The following is a 15804-nucleotide window of genomic DNA, read 5'->3' on the forward strand; positions in this document are numbered from 1 at the left end:
GGTCAGCACAGGCTTTTTTTGTCGAATCGCGTCTATATATTAGCTACGGGGGCAGCTGCTTGCCCGAAAAAGGCCGGCAGATACTCCTTATTCGCCTCCAGCATCTCATCCAGCATGGCGATGGCCACTTCTACAGAAGGGACAAGCGGATGGTGGGCCAAGGCTTGAATAGCCAGGCTGCGGTCTCCGGTGACAGCGGCGTCGATGGCGAGCTGTTCGTAGGTTTTGACAGCATGGATCAGCCCGGTGGCCATCGGCGGAATCCTGGTCAGCGGCAGGGGAAGGGGGCCAGTCCTGGTGACGACACAATTCACCTCGATGCTGGCATCGTCCGGGAGGAAGCTCAGAATGCCCCGGTTCGCCACATTCAGCGTCTGAATGTCGTTCGTGCCGTTGTGCAGGGAGCGCATCAGGTTCACTGCGGCTTCCGAATAAAAGGCTCCGCCGCGCTGCTCCAGCTGCTTCGGCTTCTCGTCCAGCTCCAGGTTGCCGTAGATTTCAAACAGCTCTTCCTCCACACGCTTGACGACTTCGGCGCGGTTCTCGCCTTGTGCGGCTGCAGCCTGCTGCTCTGCGAGCATCGCATCGGTCATGTAGAAATACTTCAAATAATACGAAGGCAAGGCGTGCAGCGATTGCAGAAATTCAGGATTCCACTCGCGTGCCGGCATATTCTTCGCGCTGTAACCTGCGGTATCAGCCAGCATGTCCTCCAGCTTATCTTCCCCCTCCACATCAATCCGGGTGATCCAGTGCAGATGGTTAAGGCCGACGAACTCGGCATAGATCCGGTCAGGGCCGGTATTGTATGTGGCCGATACCTGCTTGATCAGCCCAATCGGGGCATTGCATAGACCAATGCTCTTCACCTTGGAATATCTCAGCACCGCTTCGGTGACCATGCCCGCCGGATTGGTGAAGTTAAGCAGCCAGGCATCCGGTGCCAGCTCCTCGATATCCCGGCAGATGCCAAGGATGACGGGGATGGTGCGCAGCGCCTTCAGCATTCCTCCGGGACCGGTTGTCTCCTGGCCGATCACGCCGTATTTCAGCGGAATCGACTCGTCGCGGGCGCGGGCATCCAGCATCCCGACACGAATCTGGGTGCTGACGAAGTCCGCACCGGCAATGGCTTCGCGCCGGTCGGTGGTGAGGTGGACCTCTATAGGAAGACCGGATTTCTGAACCATCCGCTTAGCCAGAGCCCCCACGATATTGAGCTTATGCAGGCCCGCCTCAATATCTACGAGCCACAGCTCGCGGACCGGGAGCTCGCTGTAATGCAGAATGAAGCCTTCTACCAGTTCGGGGGTATAAGAAGAACCCCCGCCGATCACGGCAATCTTGAGACCTTGATTCGCTGCCAAGATGAATCACTCCTGTCTTAGGGTTATGGGAATAAGTTCGAACTCCTGATAGGTACGCATTGTATCATAGACTTCATTGCTTACCGGGATACCGTCACTCTCCAGTGCCGACCAGAGCGCACCGACAACGGGTTCGGTAGATAAGGTGACTACAGCCGCATTCGGTGCCGCTGCGCGTACAGCCTGCTCAATCGGGCCGCGAATCCAGCCGCGGTCCCCCCGGGTCAGCAGGCTTCCCGCCAATACTACATCGAAGCGGTCGTTCTCCATACCGAGCCTATGGATTACAGCCGCCGCAGCCTTGCCTAGCTCGACGCCCTGCCGGTTCAGGATCGCCAGCGCTGCAGCATCGCCTTCAGACGCCGCCGGGAAGAGCAGACGGGCGGCATCCAGCGGCACCTGCTTGCCGTGATCCAGGTAATCATTGTACATGTCTTCTACCTGCCCGTAGCCGAGCAGCTTCAAGAGCGGTGCAGTAAGCAGTGTTGACTGCTCCCGGCCGTCCCAGGCGCGGATAACTGTGCGGAAGACCTCGATATTCAGCGCGCCTCCTCCGCCGAAATCACCGTACATATAATCGAAGCCGCCGCACTGGAAGTGCTGCCCCTGGGGGCTGCGCCCCGCAGCATTGGTTCCGGTGCCGCAGATCAGGGCTACGCCGTAGGGGCGGTCCGTTCCGGCGCGCAGGCTGATCATCGGATCGCCGCTGATCGTATATTCTGTGAGTCCAATGCCGCGGATCATCGGATGGAGGATGTCGTAATCCGCCGCGCGGTCAGCACCGGCCAGCCCCAGGAAGGTATGCCGGATCTGATCCAGCCGGAGCCCGGCTTCAGCCAGGGCACCGAAGGCTGCTTCGCGGATACTCTCCGCTGCGCGCTTCGCGCCGGTCTGGTGATTGCCGTTGCCGCTCCTGCCCTTGCCGAGAATACGGCCGTGTTCATCGCTCAGCAGGGCGTAGGTCTTGCTGCCTCCCCCGTCGATCCCCAAATAGTAAGCCAATGTTCGTCACTCCTAAAGTTTTGTGAGCAGTGCTTCATTGAAATCTCATCGTACAAAACTCGCTCCGAAAGCATACGCAAAGTTTGATAGCCTAATCTTCTTTGATTCTCACTTCGCAAACTATGCTACCCTGAATGCGTCGATTCCCGCACGATCAGCTCCGGATCGATCCGGATATTGGAGCCGCGCTTCATCTCTCCGCTGATCCGGCGCAGCAGCATGTCGGCGGCGGCCACTCCGATCTTGTCTGCAGGCTGGCGCAGGGTGGTCAGATGCGGGCGGAGCTGGGAAGCGATATAATGGTCGTCGTAGCCGACGACCGCCACTTCCTCAGGCACCCGGACTCCGGCTTCCATCAGGGCGTTAATGACCCCAAGGGCAATATTGTCATCTCCGGCGAATACGGCCGCAGGCAGCTTGCCCTCCTGCAGCCAGCGCTTCGCGGTGCCGTAGCCCATGCCGATCTCGAAGTCGCCGGGAACGATTTCGAACGGGAGGATGCCCCGCTCCTGCAATGCCTGCAGGAAGCCCGCACGCCGTTCCCGTGTACTGCGGAACATCTCATTCCCGCAGAGATGGGCGATGGAGGTATGCCCCAGCTCCAGGAGGTGGCTGGCTGCGGCATAACCGCCCTTGAAGTTGTCGATGGTGACCGAGTAGGTGTCATTCTCCGGCAGCTGATTGTCGATCAGCACATAAGGGATGCCCCGCCGCTTCAGCTCGACAATATAATTGTCCTCTTTCATTGGTGAGAGCAGGATAAGCCCGTCTACGCGGTCTTCCTGAATCAGATAGTGGTTCTCGTCAGAGCCGATGCCCGTCGATATAGAGATCGCCAGGAAATATCCGTGCAGGGCCAGCGTCTCATTCAGCTCCTTGACCACGGCATCGAAGAAGGAATCCTGGAGTGTTGTTACAATCAGCCCGATGATGCCGGTCTTGCCGCTGGCCAGGCTGCGTGCAGCCGCATTCGGGCGGTAATCCAGCTCCTTGATCGCATCCAGCACCTTCTGGCGGTTGTTCTCCCGCACGGTCCCGGCACCGTTTAATACCCGCGATACGGTGACCACGGACAGCCCTGATTTTTTGGCTACATCAAAAATACTCACTTTCATCTTAAGCGCTCCTTGCGGCGGATTTTCCGGTGCTATATTCTCAGTATACAGGGCGCACCGGAGTTCCGCTAAACGTATCATTGCCAAGGCTGCCGGTGCCGCCCTATCTTGCGATAATCTCCGTGACCTTCTTCTGAATTATTGGCATAACCTCTTCCAGCGTCTTGTGTCCGGTCTCTACAGGCTGCAGCTCATTGATGAACATATCGTTGATCTGCGAGTAGTTAGTGATCAGATGGTTGTAGGATTCGTAGCCGTATTTGACCGCGCCTTCGTAGACCTTCTTCACATCCCCCGGATCAATCCCGTCAAAATGCTTGTAATAGACCTCAGCAGCTTCGGTATTGACCGGCGGATTGCCGCCGCTCAGCTCGATGGACTTCTCCTGGACTTCGGTGGTCATCAGATATTTGATCCATTCAAAAGCTTCCTTCGGATGCTTCGAATCCTTCAGAATCAGCAGCGGGTCAACGAACAGCGTGCTGCGCACCTTGTCATTGCCGCCCCACGGAACTGCAGCTACGCCGATCTTGAACGGGAAGTCATTGGCCCCGGCGAGATTCCAGGAGCCGCCGATCGACATGCCGATCTTGCCTGCGACGAACGGATCGCCGTTCTGTCCGGCCACGCTTTTACTCCATTCGGAAGTCGGGGACACCTTATCCTTGAAGACAAGATCGAACAGCTTCTGATAAGCGGCAATGACCTCAGGGGAGTCGAAACGGGTCTCGGAAGGAACGCCGCCGTTGGTCCAGGTATCCTCAGAATAGGGTTCAGCCCCGAAGTACAGCGGACGCATATCCCGCTCCGCCCAGGTGAAGTCTACGCCGTATTGCGTTTTGGCTATGTCATCCGAGACCAGCGTCATCTTCTTGGCATCCTCAACCATCCGCTCAAAAGTCCAGCTCTTATCCTCGTAATCACTTGGCGGATAGGAGACCCCTGCGGCATCGAACATATCCTTGTTGTAGAGCATCAAGGTAACATACATATTGACCGGTATGCCGTAGGTATGGCCGTTAACGGTATAGATTTTCATCAGATTGTCAGGAATATGGTAGTCCTCCGGCTTGAAGCCGTCTTCTTGAATGAGGTCTGTCAGATCCAGCAGCATGTCTTTGTTATAATACTCGGCGAAGCCGCCGTACCCGTAGTGGCTCGTAACATCCGGGGAATTGCCGCCGGCAATCAGCGTCTGCAGCTTGCTGTCGAACTGCTCGTAGGGTGCTTTCTCCACCTTGACCTTGATGTTCGGATGCTCCTTCTCGAAGTCAGGGATCAGCTTCTCGACAAAAGTCCGGTCCTCCGAGTCAATCGTATAATAGGATATCGTCACTTGTTCACCGGAACTGCCGGAATTCCCGGCACCGCTGTCTCCTGCTGCCACATCGCCTGCTGATTTGCCGCCGCCGCAGCCCGATACGGCTACCATTGCCGCCAGGGCGGTGGTAAGCAGAATTGCCGACCTCTTGCTGTTCACGATCTTGTTCATTGTTCAATCCCTCCATGATTTCAAGTGTTGTTGGACCGGGGTTACTTGATGCCTGTCAGTACAATGCCTTCCACGAACTGCTTCTGCGCAATAGCGAACAAGGTGACAATCGGGACCATAGCCAGGACAGAGGCGACCATCAGCAGATGCCACGGCGGAATGCGGAACCGTGAGGAGGTGAGCGAGGCCATGCCGACCGGAAGCGTAAATTTGTCCGAAGAGCTGAGGTAGAGCACGGGTGTCAGCAGATCATTCCAGCTGTAGATAAAAGCAAAGATCGCAACGGTTGCCAGTGCAGGCGCAGACAGCGGAAGCGCGATGGTCCGCCACATCCGCAGCTCGCCGCAGCCGTCCATCCGCCCGGCGTCGAACAATTCCTCGGGCAGCGTAGAGAAGAACTGCCGCAGCAGGAAGATGTTATACGCCGAGCCGAAGAAGGCGGGCACAATCAGCGGCAGGAAGGTGTCAATCCACTGCATTTTGGAGAACAGGACGAACTGCGGAATCATAATGGCCGGATAAGGCAGCATCATCGTGCTCAGCAGCAGGATGAACCAGAAGTTGTTGCCGCGTCCCCGGTACCTGGCGAATCCGTAAGCGACGAGTGCGGAGGAGAGCAGGGTGCCGAAGACAGAGAGACCGGCGATAATCAGGCTGTTCTTGTAGAGCGTGCCGAACTGGAGAGTCTCGAAAATATCGGTATAATTGCTCCAGGCCCAGCTCTCCGGCAGAAAGGTCGGCGGAAACTTCAGCATTTCCCGTTTGGATTTCAGCGAGGTAGAGACCATGAAGAACAGCGGCAGCAGCATAAGGAAGGTTGTAATGATCAGTGTGATGAAGCTGGCAATCTTAACGGGAGCAAGTCTCCGGCGGGGCCGGGAAGGCGGTCCAAGCGGGCTAGTTGCCTTAACAGTGCTCATCGGCGGCTGCCTCCTTCATAGTGGACATAACGGCGGGACAGCTTCATAATGACGGCTGTGAACAGCATGACGACAATGAGCAGAACCCAGGCGAGCGCAGAAGAATAGCCGGCCCGGTATTCCTTGAAGGCACTGGTATACAGATTATAGACGTAGAACCAGGTGGAGTAATTAGGCCCCCCTTGAGTCATGACGAAGGCTTGCGTGAATACCTGGAAAGAATCAATCAGGCCCATAATCAGCTGGAACAGCAGGACGGGTGAGATCATCGGCAGCGTAATATTCAGGAAAATGCGGAAGCGTCCTGCCCCGTCCAGATTGGCCGCTTCGATCAGGCTGGCCGGGACACCCTGCAGGCCGGCAAGGAAGAGAATCATGCCGGAGCCCGCTGTCCAGAAGGACATGATAATCAGAGCGTACAGCGCCGTATCGGGATTCATCAGCCAGGCCGGGCCGTGGATGCCGAACCAGGAGAGCATATAGTTGAAGAGGCCGATCTGCGGGTTGAAGATCCAGTACCAGAGGAGCGACATTGCAACGCCGGAGACCATGCTCGGGAAATACATCGCTGTCCGGAAGAAGCCGCGCCAGGGGAGGGACTGATGCAGCAGCAGAGCGAAGCCGAGGCCCAGCAGCAATTGTACCGGCACACTGATGAAGGTATACCTTAGGGTGACCTTCACGGATCGCCAGAATAGCTCGTTATGGAACATCTCGGTGTAGTTGGCGAGGCCGATGAACTTGGGCGGATGGATAATGTCATAATCGGTGAAGCTGTAGTACAGCGAAGACAAGATAGGGTACAGGGCGAAGATAAGGAAGCCGATTAGCCATGGAGAAATGAACAGATACAGGTAGAACGTCTGCCGCCGGCTCTCGCTTTTAATCACAAACACACCAGCCTTTCTTCCTAAAAAGTATAAGCGCTTTAACTTTGTGAATAAACTTAAGTTATAAGATGCCAATTTACAAAGGATAAAATAACTAAAATTAAACCGCTTTAACTTTAATGCCGACCCGTTGGAATAATCATAGTGGATGAAGCGGAAATAATCAACCCTTTATTTCGGGAATAAAGCGCTATCAGTCAACAAATATAACAAAGGGTGCGATCTCATTGTCCCATACCCTCGGTTTCACGGCGAAAAAGAGAGATGCGTGTCAGGAAAATTAACGCAAAGAGCCGCCCGGCATGCCGGACAGCTCTATAATTCCCATATCACTATACGCTCTGCTTAATTCCACTGATGATCGCCGGACAGATACTTCTCGGTCAATACGGACAGTAGCTGGATACCTACTTCATTCTGTCCGCCTTCCGGGATGATCAGGTCCGCGTACTTCTTGGAGGGCTCAATGAAAGCTTCGTGCATCGGCTTCACCGTGGTCAGGTATTGCGTGTGGATGGAGCGGATGGTCCGTCCGCGTTCTTCGATATCCCGCAGCACGCGGCGAAGGATGCGGACATCGGGATCGGTATCCACGAATACCTTAATGTTAAGCTGCTCGCGCAGCTTCTCGTCGGACAGCACATGCAGCCCCTCGAGAATCACGATATTATTCGGGGCAAGCGCCACAGTCTTGTCTGTCGAACGGGCATGAACAGTGAAATCATACACGGGGGCATAGGCAGCTTGTCCGGCCTTCAGACAATCCAGATGCTCTATCAGCAGTTCCGTGTCAAAGGCCAGCGGGTGGTCATAATTAATCGCACCGCGTTCAGCCATGCTGAGGTAGGAGTGGTCTTTATAGTAGTTATCCTGGGATATGAATGTAACTTTGTCTGAGCCAAGACGGTCAATCACGGAGCGTGCTACCGTTGTTTTGCCGGAACCGGTCCCGCCGGCGATACCAATAATAAGCATGGTGTATTTATAAACCTCCCTAAGCGATTGCCTTTGCAATTCCAATATTGTAGCACAGCGGTCAACTTATTTCACCTTGAAGGAGAGGAATATCATGTGAACATTCAAATAAATCGGGTATTTTGTAGAGAAATGATATAATTTCAAGTATTCGCACTGAATGAGGTGTATTGAGAAAGAGGGCGGGAGAACAGAATGGATGAGCAGAAGGCATTAATGGAGGCATTTGACAGGACAGAAGTCCGGCTTGCAGGCCATGGCGCACGTGACGTAGCGGTACTCAAGGAAGCACTGGCCGAAGTGGAGGATACTCTCACTGCCGACTTGTACGGGACAGGCGCTGTGATTGAGGACTTCCAGGCAGAGATGGCCGGAGTGCTGGGTAAGGAATGCAGCGTATTCTTCCCCAGCGGCACGATGGCCCAGCAGATTGCCCTGCGGATCTGGAGTGACCGCAAGGGCAGCAGGAGCGTGGCCTATCACCCGCTGTGCCATCTGGAGATTCATGAGCAGGACGGACTGAAGGAGCTGCATCATCTGGAACCGCTGCTGCTCGCGGATGCTGACCGGTTGATTACCCTGGAGGACGTTCAGAACATGCAGCCGGGCGTAGCCTGTCTGCTGCTGGAGCTGCCGCAGCGGGAGATTGGCGGACAACTGCCGGAGTACGCCGAGCTGGAGGCAATATCGGCCTACTGCCGGAAGCAGGGAATCATGCTCCATCTGGATGGGGCAAGACTATTCGAGGTGCTGCCCTACTACGGCAAGACCGCCGCAGAGGTCTGCGGGTTATTCGACAGCGTGTATGTCTCGTTCTATAAGGGCATCGGCGGCATTGCCGGCGCTATCTTAGCCGGAAGCCGGGAGTTCACGGAGGAGTCGAAGATCTGGAAACGCCGCCACGGCGGCGACCTGATCAGCCTCTATCCTTATATTGTACCGGCCCGGCATTATTACCGGGAGAGAATCGGGGCTATGGCCGGATATTATGAGCAGGCCAAGGAGCTGGCTGCCATGTTCAACAGCTGCCATAAGGTATCCACGGTGCCGGAGGTTCCGGTCTCGAATATGTTCCATATCCATTTTGCCTTGTCCAGGGAACAGCTTGCGCCCGTATTGATTCAAGTCTACCAGGAGACCGGCATTGGCTTGACGCCGCGGCTCAAGGAGACAGGAGACACCTCTTGTTACTATGAGCTGAACATCGGCGATGTCTACAGCGGAGTCTCCAAGCCCGCCCTGAGAGAAGCCTTCCGGCTGCTGGATGAGCGGCTGAAGCGGCTCTGACCCTGATATACAGCCAACAAGCCTCTGCGGAAGCCCGCAGAGGCTTGTTAGCTGATGGATCTAAGGTTCAGAAGTGGCTCTAAGCTCAGAAGCGAAGGCGCCTGAAGACTGCGTCCCGGCTCCACATAGAGTCCTAGGCCTGACTCCGCAGAGCTATTTTTCTCACCGGACCTTCAATCATCTTCTTCTCGCCAGCATTCATTCCGAAGAGCCACATGGTAAGCACGTAGAGGAGGGAATACACGATTACATACATCCCCAGATACACGTAAGAAGTGATGCTCACGAAGCTAAGCAGGAACCCGCTCAGCCCGGCCAGCAGCACCACCGGAATGAATACCCGGATGATCTGCAGCCAGAAGTGAAGAATATCGAACTTCAATTTATATTTGTAGTACACATTGTTCAGGCATACATTGATGATCATCCCGATGGCGGTGGCAATGGCGCAGCCCGTAATCCCCCAGAACCGGATGAACCAGAAGGTCAAGCCCACTTTGAGAATCGCGACAGAGAAATAGATGAAGGCCTTCACTCTGTGCATATTCATGGCCTCCAGCATGGTGGCGAACAGGGACTGCACAATCGAGGTAATCTGGGGAATGATAATGATCAGGGCAACCGTATACGCATATTTGTAGTCCGGGCCGAGCCAGATCAGAATGAAGCTCTGTCCGAACAGCACGAACCCCGAGACGATATACCCTACGATCAGCGCCTGAATTCTCCCTATTTTGACCAGCTCCAGCATTAAAGCCGCCTGATCTGCACCCTTGACGATCATCTTGGTAAGCTTGGGCAGATAGAAGCTGGCCAGCACATTGGAGAAGTTAAGAATATAGGTGTTGAGCTGGGCGGCGATGGCGAATATGGCGATTGGAGTCGCCCCCAGGAACATTCCGATGATCAGCGGATCGGCATTCGTATAGATCTGGAAGGCGATGGACGACAGCAGGATGTAGGATGAATAGCTGAAGATCTCCTTGAACAGCTTGGTGTCGAAACCGGTGAACCTCACAGTCAAATTGAGCTTCGTCCGGCAAAAGACCACATTGATCACACCGATCGTCAGGTTCAGCACAAGCGCAACCGTCACCATCCCGGTGGACCGGAAATCAAATAACAGCACCAGCACCATCATCGCCGGCGACAAAACGACCCGGATGAGATTGATTACTTTGAGATAGACGAATCTCTCATAGGCGGTGATGATGGAGCTGAAGATGTTGAGCGGGAACGACACAGCCACATTGATCGCGGCGATGATGAAGATGGTCTTCAGAATGCTCAATTCCGACTCGCTCAGGCTGCTGAAGATGGAGCTGAAGTTGAACACCAGAATCACACTTGCAATTAATGAGACCAGTCCGATCGCTGAGAACAGGAGCAGGAACATCCCGTTGATATTCCGCTGGCCTGTGGAGTTGTTCTCGGAGATATACTTCGCATTGAAGCGGATGACCGCACTCCCGAAGCCCAGATCCAGCAGGACGATATAGGCGATGATCGAATTCACCAGGGAGAATAGTCCATATTCGGATTTCCCCAGGGTCGACACAATGAAGGGCGTCGAGCCCAGGGAGATAATAACGCCTAGAAATACGGAAGCATAGGTTATGATTGCAGCAAGTTTAATATTGGTTTTCAAACAGATCGCTTCCTCGCTACGGAGAGTGTCTTGTGCGTATCTTAAGCGGTAACGATGGATGAAGCAGAAGGTTCATTCAAGCTGTCCGACATGGATTGGATAATTTGGTTGTAATGCCGGGCTGAGAATTCGTTATTGTATCTGGGGTGTTCGATCTGTCTTAACTCTTCGATAAGCTCGGGAATACGGTTCAGATCATTGGTGAATTTAACGTAGCCCAGATGTTTGATCCATTCGTAGCTGCCTACGACCTTGTAATTGTAATTCCCCAGCGCAATACAAGGCGTGGACGTAATCGCCGCAAAAATCATCCCGTGCAGCCGGTCTGTAATCACAATCTCCGCCTCCTTGAACTGATTCCATAAGGTATTCAGCTCGTGATCCCGGTCTTCCAGGGAGACAGGGCGAAGGATGCAAGTATCTGTAGTTGTAATTTGGCTGAAGTGCTTCGAGCTGTAGTTCTGGATGCTTGCTTTGTCCTGATCACTGAAGATGCTCTCCTTGTCCGCTCTAATGCAAAGAAGGGCACCCTTGCGTTCCTTAGGGGGATCGGTGAGGTCCAGGGACATTACAATGTCCGGAGTTAACAGAACATCGTTGTTTCTGAAACCTGCTTTCATAATTTCATACGACGTAGCCTCTCTGGCGACCAGAGTAAGGTCTTTATGGGAGCCGTAGAGGTCCTGTGTCTTCTTGAACTCCGCGCGCCCAAGCTCGGTATCTCCGAAGTAGATGGTCTGCGGGAAGACGATGATTTTGTTATTCGGGAATTCGGAGATGATCTTCCGGCGCACCTCTTCCTCGCGGAAATACTCGATTCCGAAGTTGCCCCCGCCCTGAAGCACGAAGATGTCATCCGGCGTGGAGTACAGCTCCAGACATCTCATGTTATGCATCAGCCGGTTGGCTACAATCTCGATCAGGGTATAATCGGGAAAAGCTTTTCTCAGGAAATTCATCTGTGCGTAGGTGATCGCATGATCGCCGAGATTGTCGTGTTCGGGTGAACCGACCACAAAAATGGTTTTGGATTTGCCCTTATACTGGTTCCGGTAGCTCAGATAACCTTTATAATACTGATAGACTCTAATGTTGCTTACATAATTCCGGAAGGACAGCGGCAGGAGCTTCTCGAGGGCTTGGTTCATATCATATTACTTCCCTTCAAACGGAGTTTGGAATAATACAGCATTTTATATACAGTGGAGCTTGTCAGGATGAGCAAAGCGGCGGTCTTCATTTCCCGGCGGAGCGTACGGTTGCGCAGAATCTGGGAGATATGCTTGCTCAGGAACCCGCCCAGCTCGGCAAGGTATTCCTTGTTGACGGCTGTTTCGCCGGTAATGAGCTGATAATTGCATAGTTCGATTCCCTCGGTCACCGTCCGGGACAGGGAGATTTCTTTGGCGACCGGATAGTTCTTATCCTGGATCGTCTCGTAGATCTCCAGCGCCGCACAGAAGCGGTCATAATATTTCTTGTTGTTCATGGCTCCGGTAATGCTGTCGCTTCGCTTCAGGTACATGTATTTGGGCGAATCCAGCAAGACGGTATTATCCGCTTGAAGGAATAATTTATAGGTTGTGAAAATATCCTCAAAATATTTGCCGACCGGGTATCTGACCTGCGCGAACAGCTCAGCCTTATACAGCTTATCCCAGGCCAGATTCTGAATTTCTTTGTCCTCCAGAAGCTTGTCGAGGCCTTGGGCATTGTTATATACATGTACCTCATGAGAGAACGACTTCTCCAGCGGTACATCATCCATCACCTCGTAGTGGCCGCACGCAGCAATATCCGCATCATGGGACGTAATGAGCGAATACAGGGATTCATACATATCCGGTTCAATCCAGTCATCACTGTCCACAAACCCGATGTATCTGCCCCTGGCAACCTCAATTCCGTAGTTCCGGGCATCGGACAATCCGCCGTTCTGCTTGTGGATGACGACGATGCGCGGGTCCAGCTCCTTGTAATACTCACAGATTTCACCGCATTTGTCAGGTGATCCGTCATTTACCAGGATCACTTCGAAGTTGCTGAAGCTCTGTGCCAGTATCGAATCCACACACTTGTTCAGGTACAATTCCACGTTGTAGATAGGCACAATAATACTTATCTCTGGCTTCACTTGAGCAGTCACTTCCTTTCCGGGTAAACGAGTCTACGCGTCACTTGATTTGTGAATATCTTACTATCCGGGTCAAAAGGTTGTATATACTACTTTAGTGTACTTATCAGCCGGAGGGCTGGCGGAAAGGCGGCGGGATAAGCCTGATTTGACACTATTGGGAGGTGTCTTCATTCACGGATTCAGGTACATATCCATGACAAAAAGGCCGCAGTCACCTTGTCGGTGCTGCGGCTTTCCTGTTGCTTCGGGAACGGCTGGAGCGGCATTCTGTTAATTGAACGTGATCGTAAGGGAGCTTGTAGATTGGCCGCCCGGCGGCAGGGAGATGACTCCTGCCTTGTCCTTCATTTCCCCGGTGAAGCCCTCGCTGTCGGCCACGCCGTGCCAAGGCTCAATACACAGGAACGGGGCATTCTTCGGCTGCCAGATTCCGAGGTCGGGGAAGTTGTGATAAGCCACGGCTACGCTTTTGTCAGACAACTTGCTCTTCAGCGCAACAGACTGCGAGCTTACATTCTTGAAGACGAGGGCGTCATGCTCGAACAGCTCATGCTGGAGCGGCAGGGTGTTCCCGTCTCCCAGCATAGGGTCGCTTTTATCAGGAATCAGCTGCCCGGTCTTGTTCAGGAACAAGCGCTCCAGACGCTCCGGCTGTTCAAATTCAAGATAATAGTCCGCGAAGCTGCCCTCTCCATCCATCGGACAATTAAATGCGGGATGAGTGCCGAGCTGGAAGGAAATCTCCTGCTGGTCGGTATTCTCTACACGGTAGCTGATCTCCAGTGTGTTGCCGCTGAGGACATAGGTGAGGAACAGGTTGAAATGGTACGGGTAGCTGGCTAACGTGCTCTCATTCTGTGACAGACGGAAGACCGCCCGTGAATCGTCCGCTTCCACCAGCGTGAATTCACTGCGTCTGGCGAAGCCGTGATTGGCCAGCTTGTAGGCCTGACCGTTAACCTTGATCTCGCCTCCGTTAGCGGCACCGATGATGGGAAACAGCACCGGCGAACGGCCTGTCCAGTAAGCGGCATCCCCGCTCCACATATATTCAGTCCCGGTATCCGTTCTTCTGAAGCTGACCAGCTCTGCCCCGAGTGAACTGATTACAGCTTCAGCTGTACTGCTGCGCACAATTGTATTCATATTCCTAGCTCCTCTCAAATGGTGTTCCCAGTGACTCATATTCTATCAGACTTCCCCGAAGGTGTTGCAACATAACGTGAACCAAACCATAAAAAATTATTACAGTATGTAAAATGACAAAAATAAGGAATGGGTTAACATAGATAGCAAGGAAGTAACGGAGTAGATACACCTAATAGGAGCAAACGAAACGGAGGGGGCAAGCCCATGCAGCTGCAGCAAATATTCGTGAACGGTGAGAGACTGAAAAATACGATCGAGGCCTTCGCCGACTTCGGGCGGACAGACAACAATGGGGTCACCCGGCTGTCACTGTCGGAGCAGGATGTAAGGGTACGCGGCTATTTCACCACCTGTGCAGAAGAGCTGGGCATGGCCGTCAAGGTGGATGATATGGGCAATATGTATGCCACTCTGGAGGGTAGCGGGGAAGGTCCGCCCATAGTGATTGGCTCGCATCTGGATACGGTCAAAAAAGGTGGCCGTTTCGATGGTGTGCTTGGTGTCATCGCCGGGCTGGAGGTAGCTAGAACCCTGGTGGACCACGGCATTAAGCCCCGCTTGCCCGTAATGGTGATGAACTTCACCAATGAGGAGGGCGCGCGCTTCGAGCCGTCGATGATGGCCTCCGGGGTCTTGGCAGGCAAGTTCGGGAAGGCGGAGATGCTGGAGAAGAGGGACCCGGAGGGGATTACTTTTGGTGAAGCGCTGGAGGCCAGCGGTTATGCCGGAGATGCCGCCAACCGGATCAAGGAAGCGACGGCTTATCTGGAGCTGCATATCGAGCAGGGTCCTGTGCTTGAGAGAGAGAATCTCAAGATCGGCCTGGTGGACTGTGTGGTTGGAATGGCCTGCTATGAGATTGAAGTAACAGGCGAATCGGATCATGCCGGTACCACGCCGATGGATATGCGGAGGGATGCGCTTGTTGCCGCGACAGATCTAATGACGGAGCTGCGCCGGAAGCTGGCAGTGCTGGACCCTGAACTGGTCTATACGATGGGCAGAATGAACGTGCTGCCTAATATTCATACCGTTATTCCGAATAAGGTGATCTTCACCGTGGAGGCCAGACATAAGGACATGGACATCGTCCGTGAAGTGGAGGCGATTATTAACGGCCTGCCGGAGGAGCTGCTGGAATGCAGCGTGTCCAAGACGAAGCTGTGGGGCCGCGACACGGTATGGTTCGATCCGGGAATCTGTACGCTGGTGGAGCAAGCTGCGCAGAAGCTTGGTTATAGCAGCCGGAAGCTGGCCAGCGGAGCGGGGCATGATGCCCAGTTCGTGGCCGGGTTTCTGCCTTCGGCGATGATTTTTGTTCCCAGCGTGAAGGGGAAAAGCCATTGCGAGGAAGAGCTCACTGCTTATGAGGATTGTGAGCTGGGCGTGAATGTGGTGCTGGAGACGGTGCTGTCGGTGTTGGCTGGTGGCTGATGAAGGCCTTGCTGTATGGGCAATGGGGCGTGGGGCGACTTAGAGATATTTAAGATATTGGGGAGCATTTAACATACCTTGAGACTTTGAGACACTTTAAGACAAATTGAGACACTTACCCAGTGTCTTTTTTTATTTATTTTTAGTTAGGAAATGTTGATATCCGTCTGTTGTGGATAATATGTGCATAAAGTTGGGGATAAGTCTCTTGAGTAATCAGGGATAGGGGTCAGGATTCCTGCTGACCCTCCAGTATCCGCTGCTTAAAGGATCAAAGGGAAAAATCCCTTTGAATCCGGCAAAAGTGGGCAGTATGGGGGAATCAGAGGGAGAAATCCCTTTGATTCAGCCGAAAGTAGGGAATAGGGGAAAATGAAAGGGATAATTC

Annotated in this window: 13 protein-coding genes; 2 read left to right on the plus strand and 11 right to left on the minus strand. The window is 53.7% G+C overall.

What is annotated here, in order from left to right; genetic code table 11:
• Positions 1–32 precede the first annotated feature (32 nt).
• The 7 genes from KDC22_RS01285 to udk form a co-directional block, all read right to left on the minus strand.
• Positions 33–1367, minus strand: a complete 1335-nt coding sequence (locus KDC22_RS01285) for a 6-phospho-beta-glucosidase (RefSeq protein WP_211721812.1) — start codon at positions 1365–1367, stop codon at positions 33–35.
• Positions 1368–1373: 6 nt separating this feature from the next.
• Positions 1374–2369: an N-acetylglucosamine kinase gene (locus tag KDC22_RS01290; protein ID WP_211721813.1), complete on the minus strand. Its 996-nt coding sequence runs from the start codon at positions 2367–2369 to the stop codon at positions 1374–1376.
• Between the two features lie 125 nt (positions 2370–2494).
• A complete protein-coding gene (locus KDC22_RS01295) occupies positions 2495–3484 on the minus strand; it encodes a LacI family DNA-binding transcriptional regulator (RefSeq protein ID WP_211721814.1) in 990 nt (329 codons plus the stop codon).
• A gap of 103 nt (positions 3485–3587) precedes the next feature.
• The gene (locus KDC22_RS01300; protein WP_211721815.1) at positions 3588–4976 is read right to left on the minus strand and encodes an ABC transporter substrate-binding protein; all 1389 of its coding nucleotides are present in this window, start codon (positions 4974–4976) and stop codon (positions 3588–3590) included.
• A gap of 41 nt (positions 4977–5017) precedes the next feature.
• The gene (locus KDC22_RS01305; protein WP_211721816.1) at positions 5018–5896 is read right to left on the minus strand and encodes a carbohydrate ABC transporter permease; all 879 of its coding nucleotides are present in this window, start codon (positions 5894–5896) and stop codon (positions 5018–5020) included.
• Positions 5893–6786 (minus strand): carbohydrate ABC transporter permease, encoded by an 894-nt coding sequence (locus KDC22_RS01310; protein WP_173135817.1) that lies wholly within the window; start codon positions 6784–6786, stop codon positions 5893–5895. Before KDC22_RS01310 ends, KDC22_RS01305 begins: the two co-directional genes overlap by 4 nt.
• 345 nt (positions 6787–7131) lie before the next feature.
• Positions 7132–7761, minus strand: a complete 630-nt coding sequence (udk, locus tag KDC22_RS01315; RefSeq protein ID WP_173135405.1) for a uridine kinase — start codon at positions 7759–7761, stop codon at positions 7132–7134.
• A 195-nt stretch (positions 7762–7956) separates the two neighbouring features.
• On the opposite strand from udk, the gene KDC22_RS01320 reads away from it, so the two are divergent.
• On the plus strand, positions 7957–9048 hold the full coding sequence (locus tag KDC22_RS01320) for a threonine aldolase family protein (protein ID WP_211721817.1): 1092 nt from the start codon (positions 7957–7959) through the stop codon (positions 9046–9048).
• Between the two features lie 133 nt (positions 9049–9181).
• Here the strand turns inward: KDC22_RS01320 and KDC22_RS01325 are convergent, their stop codons facing one another.
• The 4 genes from KDC22_RS01325 to KDC22_RS01340 all read right to left on the minus strand — a co-directional run bounded on the left by KDC22_RS01325 (position 9182) and on the right by KDC22_RS01340 (position 13979).
• Entirely contained in the window at positions 9182–10696 is a 1515-nt protein-coding gene (locus KDC22_RS01325; protein WP_173135399.1) for an oligosaccharide flippase family protein, read from the minus strand.
• Between the two features lie 41 nt (positions 10697–10737).
• The gene (locus KDC22_RS01330; protein ID WP_211721818.1) at positions 10738–11844 is read right to left on the minus strand and encodes a polysaccharide pyruvyl transferase family protein; all 1107 of its coding nucleotides are present in this window, start codon (positions 11842–11844) and stop codon (positions 10738–10740) included.
• Entirely contained in the window at positions 11841–12830 is a 990-nt protein-coding gene (locus KDC22_RS01335) for a glycosyltransferase (protein WP_211721819.1), read from the minus strand. Before KDC22_RS01335 ends, KDC22_RS01330 begins: the two co-directional genes overlap by 4 nt.
• A gap of 273 nt (positions 12831–13103) precedes the next feature.
• Positions 13104–13979, minus strand: coding sequence for an aldose 1-epimerase family protein (locus KDC22_RS01340; protein WP_211721820.1), 876 nt, complete (start codon positions 13977–13979; stop codon positions 13104–13106).
• A 207-nt stretch (positions 13980–14186) separates the two neighbouring features.
• On the opposite strand from KDC22_RS01340, the gene KDC22_RS01345 reads away from it, so the two are divergent.
• Positions 14187–15416 (plus strand): Zn-dependent hydrolase, encoded by a 1230-nt coding sequence (locus tag KDC22_RS01345; RefSeq protein WP_211721821.1) that lies wholly within the window; start codon positions 14187–14189, stop codon positions 15414–15416.
• The last annotated feature ends 388 nt before the right edge of the window (positions 15417–15804 follow it).

Origin of the sequence: Paenibacillus tritici, assembly GCF_018207515.1 — a bacterium.
In the GTDB taxonomy this organism is placed as follows: domain Bacteria; phylum Bacillota; class Bacilli; order Paenibacillales; family Paenibacillaceae; genus Paenibacillus_AQ; species Paenibacillus_AQ tritici.

What these genes read in the sequence shown, in the direction of transcription:
- KDC22_RS01295 (WP_211721814.1), bottom strand. Translation starts at nt 3,484, where the DNA reads ATGAAAGTGAGTATTTTTGATGTAGCCAAAAAATCAGGGCTGTCCGTG.
- KDC22_RS01330 (WP_211721818.1), bottom strand. Translation starts at nt 11,844, where the DNA reads ATGAACCAAGCCCTCGAGAAGCTCCTGCCGCTGTCCTTCCGGAATTAT.
- KDC22_RS01300 (WP_211721815.1), bottom strand. Translation starts at nt 4,976, where the DNA reads ATGAACAAGATCGTGAACAGCAAGAGGTCGGCAATTCTGCTTACCACC.
- KDC22_RS01340 (WP_211721820.1), bottom strand. Translation starts at nt 13,979, where the DNA reads ATGAATACAATTGTGCGCAGCAGTACAGCTGAAGCTGTAATCAGTTCA.
- KDC22_RS01305 (WP_211721816.1), bottom strand. Translation starts at nt 5,896, where the DNA reads ATGAGCACTGTTAAGGCAACTAGCCCGCTTGGACCGCCTTCCCGGCCC.
- udk (WP_173135405.1), bottom strand. Translation starts at nt 7,761, where the DNA reads ATGCTTATTATTGGTATCGCCGGCGGGACCGGTTCCGGCAAAACAACG.
- KDC22_RS01320 (WP_211721817.1), top strand. Translation starts at nt 7,957, where the DNA reads ATGGATGAGCAGAAGGCATTAATGGAGGCATTTGACAGGACAGAAGTC.
- KDC22_RS01345 (WP_211721821.1), top strand. Translation starts at nt 14,187, where the DNA reads ATGCAGCTGCAGCAAATATTCGTGAACGGTGAGAGACTGAAAAATACG.